This is a genomic window from Rhizobium sp. AB2/73 (genome assembly GCF_020871915.1).
In the GTDB taxonomy this organism is placed as follows: Bacteria; Pseudomonadota; Alphaproteobacteria; order Rhizobiales; family Rhizobiaceae; genus Rhizobium; species Rhizobium dioscoreae.
Map to the genome: position 1 here is coordinate 556,905 of NZ_CP067073.1, position 17,006 is coordinate 573,910.

General features: G+C 58.8%; 15 protein-coding genes and 3 pseudogenes. 7 read left to right on the forward strand and 11 right to left on the reverse strand.

Annotated elements, in window-relative coordinates; translation table 11 throughout:
- The first annotated feature begins 319 nt into the window (after positions 1-319).
- The gene (locus I8E17_RS28605; RefSeq protein ID WP_229002208.1) at positions 320-1,798 is read left to right on the forward strand and encodes an adenylate/guanylate cyclase domain-containing protein; all 1,479 of its coding nucleotides are present in this window, start codon (positions 320-322) and stop codon (positions 1,796-1,798) included.
- A 477-nt stretch (positions 1,799-2,275) separates the two neighbouring features.
- On the opposite strand, the gene I8E17_RS28610 is transcribed toward I8E17_RS28605, so the two are convergent.
- The 3 genes and pseudogenes from I8E17_RS28610 to I8E17_RS28620 all read right to left on the reverse strand — a co-directional run.
- Complete coding sequence (locus I8E17_RS28610; protein WP_069615178.1) at positions 2,276-3,205, reverse strand: MYG1 family protein; 930 nt, start codon at positions 3,203-3,205, stop codon at positions 2,276-2,278.
- 207 nt (positions 3,206-3,412) lie between these two features.
- A complete protein-coding gene (locus I8E17_RS28615; protein WP_113367449.1) occupies positions 3,413-4,246 on the reverse strand; it encodes a carbohydrate ABC transporter permease in 834 nt (277 codons plus the stop codon).
- Positions 4,243-4,383, reverse strand: a pseudogene (locus I8E17_RS28620) (sugar ABC transporter permease); the annotation flags it as partial. The pseudogene I8E17_RS28620 and the gene I8E17_RS28615, both read right to left, overlap by 4 nt.
- 16 nt (positions 4,384-4,399) lie before the next feature.
- On the opposite strand from I8E17_RS28620, the pseudogene I8E17_RS28625 reads away from it, so the two are divergent.
- Positions 4,400-5,010 (forward strand): annotated as a pseudogene (locus tag I8E17_RS28625) (ROK family protein).
- Positions 5,011-5,409: 399 nt separating this feature from the next.
- Here I8E17_RS28625 and I8E17_RS28630 read toward each other — a convergent pair.
- Positions 5,410-5,982: a flavodoxin family protein gene (locus I8E17_RS28630; RefSeq protein WP_162750985.1), complete on the reverse strand. Its 573-nt coding sequence runs from the start codon at positions 5,980-5,982 to the stop codon at positions 5,410-5,412.
- Positions 5,983-6,169: 187 nt separating this feature from the next.
- The gene (locus I8E17_RS28635; RefSeq protein WP_113367501.1) at positions 6,170-6,532 is read right to left on the reverse strand and encodes a DoxX family protein; all 363 of its coding nucleotides are present in this window, start codon (positions 6,530-6,532) and stop codon (positions 6,170-6,172) included.
- Positions 6,533-6,673: 141 nt separating this feature from the next.
- On the opposite strand from I8E17_RS28635, the gene I8E17_RS28640 reads away from it, so the two are divergent.
- Entirely contained in the window at positions 6,674-7,246 is a 573-nt protein-coding gene (locus tag I8E17_RS28640) for a TetR/AcrR family transcriptional regulator (RefSeq protein WP_113367451.1), read from the forward strand.
- Positions 7,247-7,384: 138 nt separating this feature from the next.
- Here I8E17_RS28640 and I8E17_RS28645 read toward each other — a convergent pair.
- Both I8E17_RS28645 and I8E17_RS28650 read right to left on the reverse strand, forming a co-directional pair.
- Positions 7,385-8,775 (reverse strand): annotated as a pseudogene (locus tag I8E17_RS28645) (aldehyde dehydrogenase family protein).
- Positions 8,765-10,423: an acetolactate synthase large subunit gene (locus tag I8E17_RS28650; RefSeq protein ID WP_113367452.1), complete on the reverse strand. Its 1,659-nt coding sequence runs from the start codon at positions 10,421-10,423 to the stop codon at positions 8,765-8,767. Before I8E17_RS28650 ends, I8E17_RS28645 begins: the two are co-directional and overlap by 11 nt.
- A gap of 339 nt (positions 10,424-10,762) precedes the next feature.
- On the opposite strand from I8E17_RS28650, the gene I8E17_RS28655 reads away from it, so the two are divergent.
- The gene (locus I8E17_RS28655; protein ID WP_047631453.1) at positions 10,763-10,966 is read left to right on the forward strand and encodes a cold-shock protein; all 204 of its coding nucleotides are present in this window, start codon (positions 10,763-10,765) and stop codon (positions 10,964-10,966) included.
- Between the two features lie 58 nt (positions 10,967-11,024).
- On the opposite strand, the gene I8E17_RS28660 is transcribed toward I8E17_RS28655, so the two are convergent.
- Both I8E17_RS28660 and I8E17_RS28665 read right to left on the reverse strand, forming a co-directional pair.
- Positions 11,025-11,291, reverse strand: a complete 267-nt coding sequence (locus I8E17_RS28660; RefSeq protein WP_069615267.1) for a WGR domain-containing protein — start codon at positions 11,289-11,291, stop codon at positions 11,025-11,027.
- A gap of 178 nt (positions 11,292-11,469) precedes the next feature.
- Positions 11,470-12,180, reverse strand: coding sequence for an SDR family NAD(P)-dependent oxidoreductase (locus I8E17_RS28665; protein WP_113367454.1), 711 nt, complete (start codon positions 12,178-12,180; stop codon positions 11,470-11,472).
- 101 nt (positions 12,181-12,281) lie between these two features.
- Between I8E17_RS28665 and I8E17_RS28670 the strand changes: the two genes are divergently transcribed.
- Together I8E17_RS28670 and I8E17_RS28675 are read left to right on the forward strand one after the other, a co-directional pair.
- Positions 12,282-13,235 (forward strand): LysR family transcriptional regulator, encoded by a 954-nt coding sequence (locus tag I8E17_RS28670; RefSeq protein ID WP_307777823.1) that lies wholly within the window; start codon positions 12,282-12,284, stop codon positions 13,233-13,235.
- A gap of 143 nt (positions 13,236-13,378) precedes the next feature.
- A complete protein-coding gene (locus I8E17_RS28675) occupies positions 13,379-14,029 on the forward strand; it encodes a glutathione S-transferase family protein (RefSeq protein ID WP_113367455.1) in 651 nt (216 codons plus the stop codon).
- Positions 14,030-14,044: 15 nt separating this feature from the next.
- Here I8E17_RS28675 and I8E17_RS28680 read toward each other — a convergent pair whose 3' ends face one another.
- Positions 14,045-14,638 carry a TetR/AcrR family transcriptional regulator gene (locus I8E17_RS28680; RefSeq protein ID WP_162750986.1) on the reverse strand — a complete coding sequence of 198 codons (594 nt, stop codon included), beginning with the start codon at positions 14,636-14,638 and terminating at the stop codon, positions 14,045-14,047.
- A gap of 135 nt (positions 14,639-14,773) precedes the next feature.
- Between I8E17_RS28680 and I8E17_RS28685 the strand changes: the two genes are divergently transcribed.
- Positions 14,774-15,997, forward strand: coding sequence for an MFS transporter (locus I8E17_RS28685; RefSeq protein WP_113367457.1), 1,224 nt, complete (start codon positions 14,774-14,776; stop codon positions 15,995-15,997).
- 77 nt (positions 15,998-16,074) lie between these two features.
- Here the strand turns inward: I8E17_RS28685 and I8E17_RS28690 are convergent, their stop codons facing one another.
- Positions 16,075-16,716, reverse strand: a complete 642-nt coding sequence (locus I8E17_RS28690; RefSeq protein WP_113367458.1) for a Pr6Pr family membrane protein — start codon at positions 16,714-16,716, stop codon at positions 16,075-16,077.
- Positions 16,717-17,006 lie beyond the last annotated feature (290 nt).

Here is a 17,006-nt window from a genome sequence, read left to right on the forward strand (position 1 = left end):
GTGTACGCGTCCCATCCAGATGTCTGGCTTTCGATCTGCTGTGATATCCGTGTCCCCGGGCAGCATCGGCTTCGGAGCGGGATGCGGTCCAGCATGCGTGTGATCGGAGGGGAGCTCCGTCCCCGCACGGGCGCGGCGGGCATTTGGCCGTTGCGGAATAGTCCAGGCCACCTCTATTTTCGGAGCAAAAATTTCAAAACCTGAGAATTGAATATCCATAGCGCACCGAATGGTTACCATGGCGAGGATGGCTGCATTCGAGGCGGCGGTATTTTAGAAAACTATGGACTATTCTTAGGAAACTACGGCTTTTTGCTTAGTGATCGACACGTGTCGCCACTTTGCCACACTTGTTTCTGCCAGCTGGCATTTCAATGATATGACGACGGTTGGCACCTACCCCGGCAGCTCTTCGGCAGCATCCCACACGTCGACGATTGCCGGCACCCGCGCGACTATTCGCGGATCTTGTTCATGGCCGTCCACCCCCCTCGTGCGCGCGCAAGGTACTTTCGCCAGTTTCCATGCTAGGCTGCCCATTGATTTGGACCGGAGCACCAAATTCGGTCGACGATCTTCTCAAATGTTGCCGTTCGGAGGGCCTTGCGAAGTGACGCAGACGCGGGAGTTGGTCGACTGGATCATAGCCATGGGCCTAACCAGCGACAGCATCGAAGAGATCCTGACCGGAGTTTCAGAACGGCTGACCAGGCTCGGCTACCCACTCGTTAGGGCGTCCATAGCCATGCCGTCCATCGATCCACTTCAAAAGGGCTCTTCTATTTCCTGGTCGCGGTCGTCGAGCATCTCTCTCGAAATACAAGAGCACGGCGAAGCGGGTGACGCGATGTTTCGCCGCTCGCCTATTTCGTATCTTCTTTCACGAGAGCTCGATGTTGGGCGCTGGAGACTGCCGCCCGGCGGTGACGCGGCCGGGTTCCCGCTGCTAAACGAACTCTCCGATCTTGGGGCAACCGATTACCTGGTAAAACTTGCCCGGTTTCCTGGGGGAACCGCGCTGGCCGGTATCGGCTTCTCCTTGGCCGTCGATAACCCGGAGGGGTTCTCCGACGGCCAGATTGCCGCCCTGGATGAATTTCTACCGGCTCTCGCCCTCGCATGTTGCCGTATCGCGGCGATGCGTGTGGCGACAGACATGCTCGCCGTTTATACCGGAGCCCGCACGAGCGGCCGCATTCTCAGCGGCCAGACACGGCGTGGCAATGGTGATGCCATCCATGCCGCCATCCTGCTTGCGGACCTGAAGAATTTCACGGCGCTAAACGAAGGTTTTCCGCCCGAGCGTATCGTCGGTTGGCTGAACGAGCATTTCGACGCGATCGGAGGGCCAGTCGAGCAATTCGGCGGCGAGATCCTCAAATTCATGGGCGATAGCCTACTTGCAATCTTCCCGACAGATATCGAAGATCCGGCCAACGCGTGTGAAAGGGCCCTGTCCGCGGCGAAGATGGCAATCGAGGCGAATGCGGCGGTCAACCGGGCACGCATGGTTTCCGAGGAACCACGGCTCCTCGTCGATATCGTTCTGCATATCGGAGACGTATTCTACGGAAACGTCGGAGCTGCCCGCAGACTTGATTTCACGGCAATCGGCAGAGCTGTCAACGAGGCGGCGCGGATGGAAAAGTTGTGCGATACGGTCCAACGCAGCGTGTTGGCCTCCGAACTATTCGCTTCGCAGGTCCAAGACGGATTTGAACGGCTCGGGATTTTCACGCTGAAGGGTGTGAGCCAGCCCGCCGCGGTTTACGGTCTGCCGGATGAGCCAAACTGTTGACTATCACCTTGATGCGCCCTTTCTGTCGCGTCCGCACGTTTCCCTACCAACGCTTCGAGCGCGATCTTAAGCTACTGCGAATTAGTTCCGCCGGGCGAGCCTTCTTCGCATATCACTTTTCCACCGTCCTGGCTCCGCATACCGGTTTGGCCCACTTGCTGCTTGGTATCCGGCGAAAAACCAGCGAGCAACTGCGCAAGTCGTTCTTTCGACATCGGCGGGGCGGATAAGCGCATGACAAGCCTCCTTTTTGGTGTCGTGATCGTGCCAATCCATGCTCATGGGAGCAACGGTGACGCGGGATCATCCCCAAATAATTTCAGCTGGAAGTATTTTCAGCCAATCTGAACAGCGTGCGGATTCAGGAGCAACCCGGTTCTGGTTGCAAAATGAGTGGCTTCCGTATGCCGATCCGCTCAATGCTCAGGCCGGAGTCGCCCCGTGAAACGGCGATCGCGCTCGGCCTCGAGCCAATAGTCAACCGGCTCCTTGCTCCGCGTCATTCACCGCCAATCTGGCGAGAGCAAGCGCCGCCTCTCGCGTTTTGGCGGCGGCGATAAAGCGGCCGTTGTGGCAGAAACTGGCGCCCTCAATACCGGTCGCCATTTCCAGGTCGCGCCCGCTCAACCCGGCCCAGCCCGCCGGAAGATCGGCTCGCAGTTCAAATCCTTCCTCCGCGCGTCGAATTCCCGTCAGGCACCAGTCGGCCTCGCGCGGATGGACCACGAACAGGAGATGATCGGCACCCGCCTTCACGATCGCCGAACGAAACGGCATGCCCATCGGCAGTTCGAGAACACGGCTCTCGCCGGCGGACGCAATCGCCTGCAGCACCAGAGTTTCGGCACGCTGTTTCGCATGGAGTCCGGCAATCTTCGCTTCGACGAAATTGCGGGCGATCGCAATGGCGGCGTGGAATGCCCGATCAGTCGCCTCCGGGTCCGCGTCGTCGAAGACGGGCTTCAATGTTTCGAGCAACGACGGCAGGGTCAACCCAGCCAGCAGGCCGGCACTATCCGGGCTGAGCGCACCATTGTCAACCAAGTCGATCGGCAGGACGAAGCCGGCATCGAAAGCCGCATGCACGGTTTCGACAAAGCCGCTTGGGACCAAAAGGGCTGTCAGGTAGTCGCGACCGAAATGTTTCCAGATCAACCCGAACGAGCTGAAGGGCTGACCATCGTCGCGCCGCGGTGCGCCGCGCTGGTGATGATCGAAAATCCCGGCAGTCGCATCATAAGCGCCGCCGACATCATAGACAATGCGATCGACACCGGGTGTGATCCATTCTGGCGCCCTGCTGCGAACCAGGCGCGCATCAGGGAAAAGCCGCGTGAGAATGACGCTGGACAATAGTTCGTCGGCATGGAAGCCGCCGGAATGGGTGACGAGGAAATTGGGAGCCATACGGCCGGGACCTTACTATTCGCGAATTGGACGGACAGGCAGATAACCAGATTTGCGCGTCATCTCAACCGGCAAAGCGATTAGGGGATCCAATAATTGCATGGCCGCATTCGGCGCGGGAATGGTGCGATGCTCGGCGAAAAGATTCCCATTACTCCATGGCACCCGAGCGCGCGACCGATCTCCTCAATCGAGAGCAAGGTGGTTTTACTTCGTCGCTCCAGCCGTCAGGCCTGTGATGAGTTTCCGTTGGAAGAACATATAGGCAAGAATGAGTGGTCCGATGACGATGACAGCGCCCGCCGTCAACACGGGCGTATTGACCGTATAACGTCCCTGGAAAAATAACATACCAATTGGCAGAGTGCGACAGTTATCGTCATTGACAAGAACAAGCGGAATAAGAAACTCATTCCATGCCCAAATAAACAGGAACAATGCCAGCGTAGACATCGACGGCAGCATCAAAGGTACGATAACTTTTGAAAGAATGTATCTTCTGGATGCCCCATCGAGAACTGCTGCTTCTATGATTTCCGATGGTAGCTGTTGCATCGCGCTGGCCATGAACATGGTGGCAAAAGGCAGAGACATGGCAATTTGGGGAAGGATCAGCGCAGCATACGTATTTATGAGGCCGACATAGCGCATTTCATAGTAGAGTGGTATAATGAAGGCTTCGGTCGGCACCATCATGCCAACAGTTAAAAGGACGAAAATGGTTCGCCTGAACGGAAAGGTCAGGAACGCGAATCCGAATCCCGTCAACGTGCCAAGTATGATGCTAACCACGGCAACGGGGAAAACAATCATGACGGAGTTCAGGAAATAGACATTAAACCGGCCATCGATCCAAGCATTTGCATAGTTCTCGAAATGCGGATAGGCTGGCAATACGAATGCGCCTTGTATCAGATCGGCGCGGCTCTTCAGAGACGTAAGTATCAGAAGGGTGAAGGGAACAATCGCCAAGACCGCGAACAACCAAAGAATGATACGTGAGGGTAGCACCGCGCCTAGCGCATGAAAATCTCTGCTCACGTTGCACTCCCGTCATTCACAGGTCGCACCAGTCGGTGAACGGCATAGTTGATAATAAAGACGAGAATCGCACCGATGATGGCAACGGCTGAAGCATATCCATAACGGTTCAGTTGAAAGCCAAGCTCATATATATATTCCGTCGTTCGGACCATACTTGCAAAAGACCCCATTTCCCGCGCGGATATCGCCAAGCAAACGCGATTGTCCAAGCAAACGATTTCCGACGTCGTTCGCAATCTCGAAAATAATGGTTGGTTGAAGCCGATTGGATACACCGATGGGCGCCTGGGGAGAACCGCAATAACCTACGAGCTCGATGCAAGTGCCGGTTTCGCTGCATCGATCGATCTAGGCGGAACCAAAATCGCGGCCGTCCCGCCGTGGGTAGCGCGGCGATGGTGCGGCGCTATTCCGGATATGGCGGGCAGAGCGACGCAACAGTCGCGGATCTTTTTTCGGCTCTGGTGGCTGGCGAGCCGGCCGCTGTTGCGGTGATTGAGGAAACTTCACGATCGATTGCGCTTGCCATTGCCGCGATCGGTGCCACCCTCGATCCGGAACCGGTGATCATGGGCGGCAGTATCGGCGCGCGCCCCGAACTTGTTGAAGCCATTCGCAGGTATTTGCCACGTTGTACGCCTTACCCACCTCGCATCGAGATCAGTCAGCTTGGCAATCGGGCGGCTCTGGTCGGCGGCATCGGCATCGCAGTCGAGCACATGCACCAGGAGCTGTTCGGTGTTGATTTGCAAGATTCATGAGATGGGCATCGTATCGCGCAAGCGAGTTGCTTGAAGACAAATTCAACAGGCAGAATTTAAAGATAGCAGGCTGCCGGACAACTGGCCTCAAGGAGTATATGAACAATCGGGAATGCGCGGCAGGTGCCCGACTTGCGTGAATGGAACGCGGCCATTCCACAAGCAATTCGTCTGGAGCGATGACCTTGCCGACGGCGAAGTAACCACGATGCCCTTCGTCCGTCGGCGCATGAGCGACAGTGCGATCCAGTGCACCGATTGCGGCCGCGATCTGCTCCTCGACGTTGCGCAGCAAATCGCGGACCTCATTCAGTTTCACTACCTTCTCTTCCTTCGCCCACGGTACCCGTCAGCGCATCCGCTCCAGAGCTGCTTACACCTCGAGAGCTGGCGCCTATATCAGGCTGCCGCTGTTAACCGCTGCGCAACTTGTGCCACCCGCTCTCCGTACATGCGGGCGGTTTCGAGATCGCCGCTCGACATTTCACTTGGGGCTGCGTCGGCATCGGACTGCGCCATGGGCGCGATATATGACCCCATCCTGTTCGCATCGTCTCGTTTCGACGCCTTCACATTTGCCGGTTTCATCCCCAGACTGACCCAAAGACCGCCGTGCTGTCCCGCCAGAAGCACGAAGTATTCGAGGGTGTTGAGCTTGTCGCCGTTCAAACTGGCGCTGTTGGTGAAGCCCCCGAATACCTTGTCCCGCCATTTGTTGGCAAACCAGGCCTTCGACGACGTATCGGCAAACTTCTTAAACTGCCAGCTCGGGCCGCCCATGTAGGTTGGCGACCCGAAAATGATGGCGTCCGCGGCATCCAACGCGGCCCATCCGTCATCTGAAAGATTGCCATCGGCGTCAATGACGTAAAGCACGCCTCCTGCCCCTTCCGCGACGGCCTGAGCCATCCGTTGGGTGTGACCGTAACCGGAGTGATAGACGACGACTATATTGGCTTTGCGATGTGACATGATGGTTTGGCCTCCTTGGGGCCGTTGCTTTACACCGTCCGAAGGCGATTTCGCTCCGTACGGCGCTTTCCTTCGGAAGGGTTGATGGCGGCAGTTCGCGTGACGTCCAGCGTCTAGCGACAGATGGTTTTAGCCAGCCAGCTGTGCGGAAGTTCTCGGGGCGATGAGCTTATCTGCTGCGAGATGCTCAAACATGACCGCTGACACCGGCCAGTACCAGCAACAACAGGACCACCACAGGCGGCGGGAGTTCTCTATAGTTCCGGATACGGGCAATGGCCGCAATTGCAGCGAGCATGATGCAAGCGCCCAATGCCACTCCGATGTATCGGATACCGGCTGTTACCAAAAACACCGCCGTCAAGAGCTCAAGCGCAGCCGTAACCCAGCACCACCAGGACGGAAATCCGAGCTGTACAAAGCCCGCGCGGATTTTTTGGTGGCCACTCATGTTGACGATGGCGCCAGTGAGAAACGCCCCCGCGGAGAGCCAGATCAGAACGATATCGAGCAGGGTGGCGCCTGTGAAAATTTGAACTGGAAGATTCATCGATATTCTCTTTTGTGCAGACGCCATATCGGCGCGACTTATCATAGCTATAGTATATATTCTAGCATTGCTAGTTTGTCAATCGACATTCTTTTTGATAGCTTCGCGGTAGAGAAATCGCGAACGACGACGGGAGCCAACATGGGCATCAGCGAACGCAAGATCCGGGAAAAGGACGAACGACGCCGTAGGATCGTAGCCGCTGCGAGGACGATCGCGGAACGCGACGGCTGGGCTTCGGTCACGATCCGGCGTCTTGCCGACGAGATAGAATACAGCCAGCCCGTTCTCTATTCGCATTTCCAAAATCGCGACGAAATCGTCGGTGCGGTCGCGCTTGAGGGCTTTAGTGAGTTGGCGACAATACTGCGTGCCGCGATCCGGCCATCGTCCACGCCGGGAGAGTTGGTGGAAAGTGTCGCGACCGCCTATCTCGATTTCGCCTTCGCCCGGCCTGCAATGTACGAGGCGATGTTTATCCTTCCGACCGGTCTCCGCTTCGCCAAATCCGACACGCCAGCACAGCTCCGTGAGGGTTTTGGAGCCATGGCGACCGTGATCACGCCATTCTTCAAGGATGGGGATACCGCTACCGAGACTTTCTGGGCGGCGCTCCACGGATTGGCGGAACTCGAGCGCCACGGCAGAATAAGACCCGCTTTTCGGTCTCACCGCGTCACCCTCATCACGCAGATGATATCGGGTCGGATCTGAGAGATTCTGCCTTTAGGATTGTCGCAGGGCTTCAATGACAACCCTGAAGGCAGGCGAATTCCGTTTCCGACTGAAATAATCCTGCGGCCACGAAGATCGCGCGGGAGAAGTCCGAGGATCAGGCTTGCCGAGGCTCACCTAGCTGACGCCGTTGAACACCACCATCTTGTCGTCCGCCATCTCCTCCATCGTCCAGGGAATACCCCCGACACCATATCCCGACTGCCTGCGCCCGGCAAAAGGCATCCAGTCGGTTCGAAACGCCGTGTGGTCGTTGACGAGCACCGCGGATGCATCGAGATGCCTTGCCGCCTTGAGCGCGACGGCTATATCGGTGGAGAAGACGCTCGCCTGGAATGCGTAGGAGAGCGAGTTGGCAATACGGATCGCCTCGTCGATGTCGCTATAGCCATAGACACAGGTCAGCGGTCCGAACACCTCGAGCCGCGACACCTTGGCGTCCGCCGGCGGATCGAGCAGGACGGAGGGCAGAAGCGTGGTCTCGGACAGCCGCCCTCCCCCGAATTGCCTTGCTCCCGCATCGGTCGCTTCCTTGATCCAACTTGCGACACGTTCCGTCTCGCGCGGCAGGATCAGCGGCCCGACCTCCGTCTCCTTCAACGTAGGATCGCCGACACGCAGGCTTGCGACCTTGGCGGCAAGGGCGTCGGTGAAGTTGGCTAGGATGTCATCGTGCACGAAGAGGCGCTGCACCGACACGCAGACCTGCCCCGCGTGATAATATCCGCCTTTGACGATCGTCCCGACGATCGCGTCGATGCTGGCGCTGCGATCGACGATGACGGGGGCTGCTCCACCATGTTCCAGCGCACATCTCGTGCCCGGCGGCAGCTTGCTTTTCAGATACCAGCCGACCTTCGCCGAACCGATGAAGCTCAGGAAGCCGACGCGCTGATCCACGGCAAGGCTCTCGGCAAGCGCATTGTCCTCGGTGATGAAGGTCTGGCACCAGCGCTCGTCCAGTCCCGCCTCCCAGAACAGCTTGACGATCTCGATGCAGGAAATCGGGGTGGTTGCCGCCGGCTTGACGATGACGGGCAGCCAACGGCCACCGCGGGCGCAATCTGGTGGATGATGAGATTGAGGGGGTGGTTGAACGCCGATATCGCCGCCACGACGCCGATCGGCTCCTTTGTCGTGAAAGCCCATCGGTTGGTGCTGGCAGCTGTCAGGCCCATCGGGATTTCCTTGCCGCCAAAATTGCGCAGCTCGTCCGCCGCGTTGACGAGACCATCGATCCCGCGGGTGACCTCGACGATCGCATCCGTCAGCGGCTTGCCACCTTCGCGGGCGATCATGATGGCAAAGCGTTCACGGTTCTCCGAGAGAAGCTCGGACACCCTTCTGAGAATAGCCATCCTGCGATGCGTGGGCAGCCAGGCGCTACGATCGGCATAGGCTTTCGCGGCGACATCGAGCTTATGCTCGAGAACAGCGGCATCATCGGCCGGTATTTCGGCAATGAGCGCGCGATCGAATGCCTGATAGACCTTCAGCTTAGGCGTCATCTTGATCCTCCAGAATGGCGGGAAGCCGTTCGCGCAATTCCTTCACCAGCACACGTTCGTTTTCCGAATAATCGACCGGGACGTTGACGAGATGAACACCACCGCCGGAAAAAGCATCTTCAAGCGCCTGCTTGAACTGGCCGATGTCGTCGACCCTCGTTCCCTTGGCGCCATAAGATTGCGCATATCTAACGAAATCCGGGTTGCCGAACGTCATTCCGAAGTCTGGAAATTCGTCCACCGCCTGCTTCCAGCGGATCATGCCATAGGCGTCATCCTCGATGACGAGGATGACAAGGTTCAGTTTCAGCCGGACGGCCGTCTCAATCTCCTGCGAGTTCATCATGAAGCCGCCATCCCCGCAGACTGCCATGACACGCCGCTCGGGATAGAGCATCGAGGCGACCATGGCCGAAGGGAGCCCGGCACCCATTGTCGCGAGGGCGTTGTCGAGCAGCAGCGTGTTCGCCATGCGCGTCCGGTAGTTCCGGGCGAACCAGATCTTGTACATGCCGTTGTCGAGCGCGAGGATGCCGTCATGCGGCATGACTTCCCGGATGTCATGGACGAGCCGCTGCGGCGTGAACCGATCTTCCGTCGCACGATCCGCGATGCGCTCGAGGATCCGTCCCCTAAGATGAAGAAGGGCCTGCGCGTTCGGCAATTTACCCGCAAGGCGATCCGCCAGCGCCTTCAACGATGGGCCAATGTCGCCGATGACCTCCGACTGAGGAAAGTAGACCTGCTCGACGGTCGCGGGCTGATATCCGACATGGACGACATTCGGACCACCCTTGCCCATGATGAAGGGCGGCTTCTCGATCGTGTCATGGCCGATGGTGATAATGAGATCGGCCTGCTCGATCGCCTCGTGGACATAGTCCCGCTCCGACAGTGCGGCCGTGCCCATGTAGAGCTCGGTTCCGCCCGGGACCGTTCCCTTACCCATCTGGGTCGTGAAGAACGGGATGCCGGTGCGGATGACGAACTGCGCGATATCAGAGGTCGACCTGGGACGCGAAGCGGCTGCCCCGAGCATGAGCAGCGGGCGTTTTGCCGCGGTGATGAGGGTGGCCGCGCGATCAAGGGCCGCGTCACTTGCGATCGGCAGCTCCAGTTGATGCGGAGCGACGAGAGCGACCGGCGCGCATTCCTCGGCGGCGATGTCCTCCGGAAGCTCGAGATGGACCGGTCCCGGCCGCTCCTCCTGTGCGATCCGGAATGCCTCCCTGACCATCGTCGGAATCATCTGCGGCGAAACGATCTGCCTGGCAAGCTTGGTGAGCGGCTTCATCGACGCCACCACGTCTACCACCTGGAACCGGGCCTGCCGGGACGAAAGTATCCCTTTCTGGCCGGTGATCATCACCATTGGCATGGCGCCGAGCAACGCGTATGCCGCGCCCGTCGAAAGGTTCAAGGCGCCCGGCCCGAGCGTCGTCAGGCACACACCCGGCTTGCCGGTCAGGCGACCATAGGTCGCGGCCATGAACGCAGCCGCCTGCTCATGCCGGGTCAGCACCAGCTGAATGGACGATTTGCGGATAGACTCGACAACATCGAGATTTTCTTCGCCTGGAATACCGAAGATACGGTCGACACCCTCGTTTTCGAGTGCGGCCACCAGGAGATCGGAGCCTTTGGTCATGGATGGAGCTCGTGCTTGTTGGCAGATCGATTGATAGATGCTTCCAAAACTGGAAGATGGACCGCAAGAATAGATCCTTTTGCAGGCTAGTCCATCAGAGTTCTATCAGATTCCAGTTACCGCGGATGACCGGAGCTGCGCGCGAATGCTCGACGAAAGCAGGCAAAGCCGAGTCACAGAAGGAATGGCTATCGCTGATACAAGACTTCAAAGACGATCTGGCGCAAAAAACACGTTTGATCACAGGACCTGACGGGAGCCATTAGCAGATGTGCTTGATCTGACAGCAGTTGCCCGCTAGGTTGCCGCCGCGATCAACTGCAAAGACATGGGGATTTCATGCCAACTGGCACGGTTAAGTTTTTCAACACCGACAAGGGCTTTGGCTTCATTACGCCGGAAAGCGGAGGACCTGACGTTTTCGTTCACGTCTCCGCCCTGCAATACGGCAATGTGCTCAGGGAGGGGCAATCCGTCTCCTACGATCTGGGTCAGGACCGGAAGACGGGCAAGTCGAAGGCGGAAAACGTCAGACCGCTCTAATCATTATGGACACGTCACTACCCGAGATCTCGGGTAGTGCACTCGGGCGCCGGGGAAATCATGTGAGCGCCCTGCCTCGCAAGGGACATGGGCGATAGCCCTTTGCCCGCTTCTGCCGTGTCAGCGCGAGGAACAGTTTGACGGCATCCTTTTCATCCTCGAAATGATGCGCCATCGTCTGTCCGCTGAAGCCTATTCGGCCCCATCGTCGCGTAAGACACGTGTCGCCGAACAGGGTCGTCGATATCTCCAGTGCATAATAGCGTGCCATGTTCTTCGTGGCATTGGTGCGCTCGATATAGAGATGATAGGGCTGAGTAAGCATGCCGGAAGAATCGTCGATCGCGCGGCTGCGGTCCAACGAGTGTTTTGAATCGGTCGGCGGGCTCCGATTCATTTCCGTGATGTATTCGGCGATCCGCCGAACAATCGTCAGCCCAATCGCCGGGCGCCGGCTCCAATCCAGCGGTACCTCAAGGCTGATGTGCTACGTTGACGACGGATCACCAGGGAACCGTTCGGCCCAGATAGTCCAGATATTCAAGGCCCCGCTTCCCTTGCTGGCCGAGAAGCACGTTCACCAGGTTCGGAATGCTTTCCTCGATCGTCAGCCGCCCGTCGGGGCCGCCCAGATCGGTCTTGACCCAACCGGGAGCCATGAGAACCAATGCACGCGCATCTTCCGCATGCCGGGCGGCATAGCTGCGCATCAACGTGTTCAAGGCCGCCTTGCTGCCGCGGTAGACCTCCCGCATGCCCGTGGTATTGTTGCTGACGCTCCCCTGGCCCGAGGACATGACGCCGATCAGCCCCGTCGGCGAAACGAGGTCCTGCAACCCTTCCACGGTCCGCATCGGGCTTAGCGCATTCGTCACCATGACACGCACGAACTCTTCCGTCGTCACCTCCGCGATCGTCTCAGTCGGGACATTCGTCGTTCCCGCATTGACGAACAGCATGTCGAAGATGCGGCCGCCGAGGCGCTCTCGCAGCGAGGCGAGCTGTTCCGGCTCGTTGATCTCAAGCGTTTCGATGGTGACGCGGCCGTCGGAACGGTCCGCCAGATCATGCAGTTTCGTCGTCGCCGTCGAGGCCCGCACCGTGCCGACGACGGACCAGCCCTTCTTGAAGAATTCTTCGGCCATGGCATGGCCGAGACCGCGTGATGCACCGATGATCAGGATGCTGCCGGTGGACGATGATGATGACGGCATGGGGCACGCCTCCTTTGTTTGCTGCGAGCCCAATATGAAAGCCCGGTCCGGATTTCTCCAGACGCACAGGATGCAAAGAATAGTTGCGTCGGACGCTAGGCATGGCGATCGATCTGGTCTACGCCAATGCCATGGAAGACATAGATCTCAATCTTCTCATCGCCCTTGACGTCCTGCTTGCCGAGGGGAGCGTGACGGAAGCGGCAAAACGTCTTGGCTTGAGCCCTTCCGCCATGAGCCGCACGCTGTCGCGGCTGCGTGCCGTGACCGGGGATCCGTTGCTTGTCAGGGCAGGCAGATCCCTCGTGCCGACACGCTTTGCCGAGACCCTTCGGGATCGCGTTCATGCCGTCACACTGGATGCGCGCGCCATTCTTCGGCCTGCGGCCGGCGAACTCGACGTTACCACATTGGAGACCACATTTTCGATCCGCGTGAGCGAAGCCTTTCTTGAGCTTTTGTCTGCGCCCCTTGTCGCGGCCATCACGGAGGCCGCACCCCGCGTTCGCATCCGCTTCGTGCTCAAGCGCGACAAGGAGCCGCACATGTTGCGGGAAGGACTGATCGATCTGGAAATCGGCGTCTTAGGCGTGCCTGCGCCCGAGCTGCGCACGCGACTTCTGCTTCGCGATCGGCTGGTTGGAGTGGCGCGGGAAGGTCATCCTCTGCTGACGGGCGGGCCGGTAACGGCAAAGCGCTATGCGGCCTGCAGTCACCTCGCCGCGTCCAGAAAGGGAGAATTTGCCGAAACGGTCGATGAGGCCTTGGAAAGGAAAGGTCTGAAACGGGAAATCCGCGTCGTGGTGCCTGGTTTTCCGGATGCGATGAGAATTGCAGCTTCGACGGATTTCATCGCGGCTGTCCCCCTCTCCTGCCTCGGCAAGAGCAAGCTGAACGAGCCGGTGGGCGAGTTTGGTATTCGAAGCTTTGAATTGCCGTTCGAAACGCCGGAAATACTCGTAGCCGCCATATGGCATCCGCGCGTCGACGCCGACCCCGCTCATAAATGGCTGCGCAATCTCATCACGCGCGTCTGCCGCGCGGCCTACCCATGAACTGATCCAGCAGGCAGTCGAACTGCGAAATGAGATGCACTGGCCCGCATCATTCCCGGCTCTGAAAGCCATCTCGAGAATGGAGTGTCGGATTCTCGCTCAGCCGGTCGTCTTTAAGGCAGACAAAGCCACGGAGGGCAGCAATGATGATAACGATCACCGCCTTTGAAAAATCGCCGGATCGCGGCAGAGGCCTGGCGCGCGACATGCGCGTTCGCTGGGCGCTCGAAGAAGTCGGACAGCCTTATGAGGTGCGCCTCCTCTCCTTCAAGGCGATGAAGGAGCCTGCGCATCTCGCCCTTCATCCCTTCGGGCAGATCCCGACCTATGAAGAGGACGGCCTTGCACTGTTCGAATCGGGCTCGATCGTGTTCCATATCGCGGAGTGCCATGCCGGGCTACTGCCGGACGACGCCAAGGCGCGGGCACGGGCGATCACATGGATGTTTGCTGCGCTCTCCACGGTGGAGCCGCCGATCATCGATCGCGCAATCGCAAGAATCCAGGAGCGCGATCAGATTTGGTATCAGCAGCGCCTGTCCATGATCGATGAGCGCATCCGCCACCGGCTGAACGAACTTTCCGATCGCCTCGGCAGTGCGGACTGGCTCGAGGATGCATTCAGTGCCGGCGATCTTTTGATGATATCGGTCCTGCTCAGGCTGAAGGACTCGGGCCTATTGCAGGAATATCCGAACCTCTCCGCCTACGTCGCCCGCGGCGAGGCCCGGCCGGCATACAAGCGGGCCTTCGAGGCTCAACTGGCGGTCTTCACCGCCGCATCGACCGACTAGACGAATTCAGACCGATCAACCGTTGTCGACCCGCAAGCCTTCAAGGAAAGTCCGAAATGCGCCGACTGCCCGTTTCGAGGTCGTCTCGGGATCGTCCGAATTGGCGATCCACTGCGCGGCACAGCTGCTTGCAGCATTGATGAGGCGAGCACCGGCTTCCGCGTCTATATCAACGATGATCCCCTCCTCGCGAAGGCAACGAAGGCTTTCTCTGATCGTGGCGATACAACCGTTGGCGCTCGGCCATCCCGAGGGATCGCCGAGCACGGCAGGGCCATCACGAAACATGATGCGCTGGATTTCCGGCTCCAGCGCCATTTCGACATAACCGACATTCTCGTCGACGAATGCCTGCCAGCGCGACGGCGCTTTCGACGCGATCTGACAGAGCCTTGTGGTCATTTCCGCATCGATCTCGCTGACGACGGCCTGCAGAAGCCCCTTCTTGTCGCCGAAATGATGATAAAGTGCGCCCCGCGTCAGTCCGGCGGCCGCTGTAAAGTCGTCCATCGATGCATCGGCATAGCCGGCGCTCCCGAATGCCTTACGGCCGGCGGCGAGCAGCTTGGCTCGCGTCTCCGCGATCATTTCACTGCGAGGTTTGCGCACTGCGTCTCCGTCGGTCACCAGCATTAGTTTGCATACGTCGCGTATATTAGTTGACATACGCCGCGTATGCAATTACTTCATTCACATACGCCGCGTATGTCTGCGGCCATTTCGTTCAATACAGGGAATGTTCCGATGTCCAATCCGTACAGAGCGATTTTCCGCGCGCCGGGCGCCAGGAGCTTTTCGGCCGCGGCCTTCTTTGCCCGTCTTCCGCTTGCAATGGCTCCCATCGGCATCGTCGCCATGCTGTCGCAGACGCGCGGCGAATATTGGCTGGCCGGCGCCGTTTCGGCGACCTTCGCCCTGACCAATGCGTTTGTCTCGCCGCAGATATCGCGCCTCGTCGACCGGCTCGGTCAGCGTGCGGTCGCTACGCCCGCCACCATACTTTCGGTCATCGCCTTCATCATTCTCATCGTCGCCGCAAACCAGGTCTGGCCGGCATGGACACTGTTTACCTCGGCCTTCTTCGCGGCAGTCATGCCGAGCATACCGGCAATGGTACGCGCCCGCTGGACGGAGATCTTCCGGGACCGGCCCGAATTGAATACAGCCTTCGCCTTCGAATCCGCCGCCGACGAGCTCGTCTACATCATGGGCGCATCTCTTTCCGTCGGGTTAGCGGTCTCGCTGTTCCCGGAAGCCGGCATGGTCGTCAGCACCATCTTCCTCGCGCTTGGATCGGCGGCCTTCCTGGCGCAGCGATCGACGGAACCGAAGGTGCGCGCGGCTGGCTCCGCAGGCTCGCAACGCTCGGCGATCCGGCTGCGGCCGGTCCAGATCATCACGCTCGCCCTGATCTTCGTCGGCGCCACCTTCGCCACGGCGGAAGTGAGTGCCGTTGCCATCACCAAGCAACTCGGAGAGCCGGGTGCCGCCAGCATCGTCATCGGCGTCTATGCGCTCGGCTCCTTCATCGTCGGTCTCATCATCGGAGCGCTGAACCTCAAGATGCCATTGCAGCGTCAGTTGCTGGTGGCCGTCAGCGTTCTCGCCCTTACCTCCCTGCCGCTTCTGGCTGCCAGCACCTCGGTCGCTCTGCTTGCCTTTGCCGTCTTCCTCAGCGGCGTTGCCATTTCTCCCACCTTCATCACCGCCTTCGGATTGATCGAACGCCGCGTGCCCGAAGCCATGCTGACCGAAGGCGTGACCTGGGTGATGACCGGCATCGGTATCGGCATGGCACTCGGCGCCTTCGTCTCCGGCTGGGTGGTGGACAGCTTCGGGCCTGCAAACGGCTTCTGGGTTTCGGTCGCGGCAAGCATCACAACCGTCATGGTGGTAGCGGTCGGACAAGCAAGCCTTTCCGGCACGCGTGCGTCCGGCTCAGCCGCCGTCACACAACTGGCGGAATGAGCGGGCCGCCAAGTTCCAACAAGAGCCACGCGGGGGCATATTGGTCAGTGACGAATTTGCCTTCGTGACAACATTGCCTATGCGCGCCGAAAGGTCCGTTGCCTGGCACCGACCCAGTCGAGAAAAGTCAGCACTCCCCCCAAAACCAGCAGGGCCGATGCCAGGAGCCCCATGTTCAGAAGGACCGCTTCAAGGCCGATATCGCGGACATCCAGGAACGGGTATGGGTAGAAGTGAGAGACATATCCATGCGCAAGCGTATAAGCGGAGTATGCCGCAGGAAAAGCCAACCACCAGAGCACATCGCGCCAGGAAAGCTTGCCGCGCTTACTCAGTAAAATCCAATCCACGGCGTACAGCAGCGGAACGCAATAATGGAGTATCTGGTCTCCGAGCAATTGCCACCCGCGAGGGTGCCAAACGTCCCTTAGCATCAAAACGTAAACGAGGCCGGCGATCCCCACGTAAAGAAGAAGGGCGCTTCGTACCGACGGCTTGTTCGCCCATTTGCCGATCGACGAGAGCGGCGCAATTTGCGCGCAAAGCAGTGTCACAGCGAGCAAAAGATTGGATTGCATGGTGAAATAGCTGAAGAAGTTCACCGTCATCGTTAGCCGCGAAACATCCGCGCCCGGTATGATGGCGAAATATGAGACCGCGATACCCGATAAAGCGAGCAGGGCAAGCAGATAGCGATAGATTCGAATTAGACCCGCCATTATGCCTCACCCGCTGGAGCGACCTCGGACCGGAGGTTGCGGGAAGTCAACATTGCCTCGTTCGATTTCATCGAAATTCTATAGCTCATTGAAGACAAGACACGCCTTGAAACCTTCGTCAATCCGCCAACCTCCGCGGCGAGATCGACTGTATCGAAGACATCTATCGTTTCGCAAAAGACTATTCGATTGCGGCAAATCAAAAGCAAGCATCGAACGGCTGAAGGAATTCTTCGGCCACGCGGTAAAGACAGCTCTCGGCTAAGTCCATATGAGCTCTAAAAGCGGTC

Coding starts and splice junctions, on each gene's coding strand:
- I8E17_RS28610 (WP_069615178.1), bottom strand. CDS start 3,205: ATGGCTCCCAATTTCCTCGTCACCCATTCCGGCGGCTTCCATGCCGAC.
- I8E17_RS28630 (WP_162750985.1), bottom strand. CDS start 5,982: ATGTCACATCGCAAAGCCAATATAGTCGTCGTCTATCACTCCGGTTAC.
- I8E17_RS28635 (WP_113367501.1), bottom strand. CDS start 6,532: ATGAATCTTCCAGTTCAAATTTTCACAGGCGCCACCCTGCTCGATATC.
- I8E17_RS28640 (WP_113367451.1), top strand. CDS start 6,674: ATGGGCATCAGCGAACGCAAGATCCGGGAAAAGGACGAACGACGCCGT.
- I8E17_RS28650 (WP_113367452.1), bottom strand. CDS start 10,423: ATGACCAAAGGCTCCGATCTCCTGGTGGCCGCACTCGAAAACGAGGGT.
- I8E17_RS28655 (WP_047631453.1), top strand. CDS start 10,763: ATGCCAACTGGCACGGTTAAGTTTTTCAACACCGACAAGGGCTTTGGC.
- I8E17_RS28660 (WP_069615267.1), bottom strand. CDS start 11,291: ATGCTTACTCAGCCCTATCATCTCTATATCGAGCGCACCAATGCCACG.
- I8E17_RS28665 (WP_113367454.1), bottom strand. CDS start 12,180: ATGCCGTCATCATCATCGTCCACCGGCAGCATCCTGATCATCGGTGCA.
- I8E17_RS28670 (WP_307777823.1), top strand. CDS start 12,282: ATGGCGATCGATCTGGTCTACGCCAATGCCATGGAAGACATAGATCTC.
- I8E17_RS28675 (WP_113367455.1), top strand. CDS start 13,379: ATGATGATAACGATCACCGCCTTTGAAAAATCGCCGGATCGCGGCAGA.
- I8E17_RS28685 (WP_113367457.1), top strand. CDS start 14,774: ATGTCCAATCCGTACAGAGCGATTTTCCGCGCGCCGGGCGCCAGGAGC.
- I8E17_RS28690 (WP_113367458.1), bottom strand. CDS start 16,716: ATGGCGGGTCTAATTCGAATCTATCGCTATCTGCTTGCCCTGCTCGCT.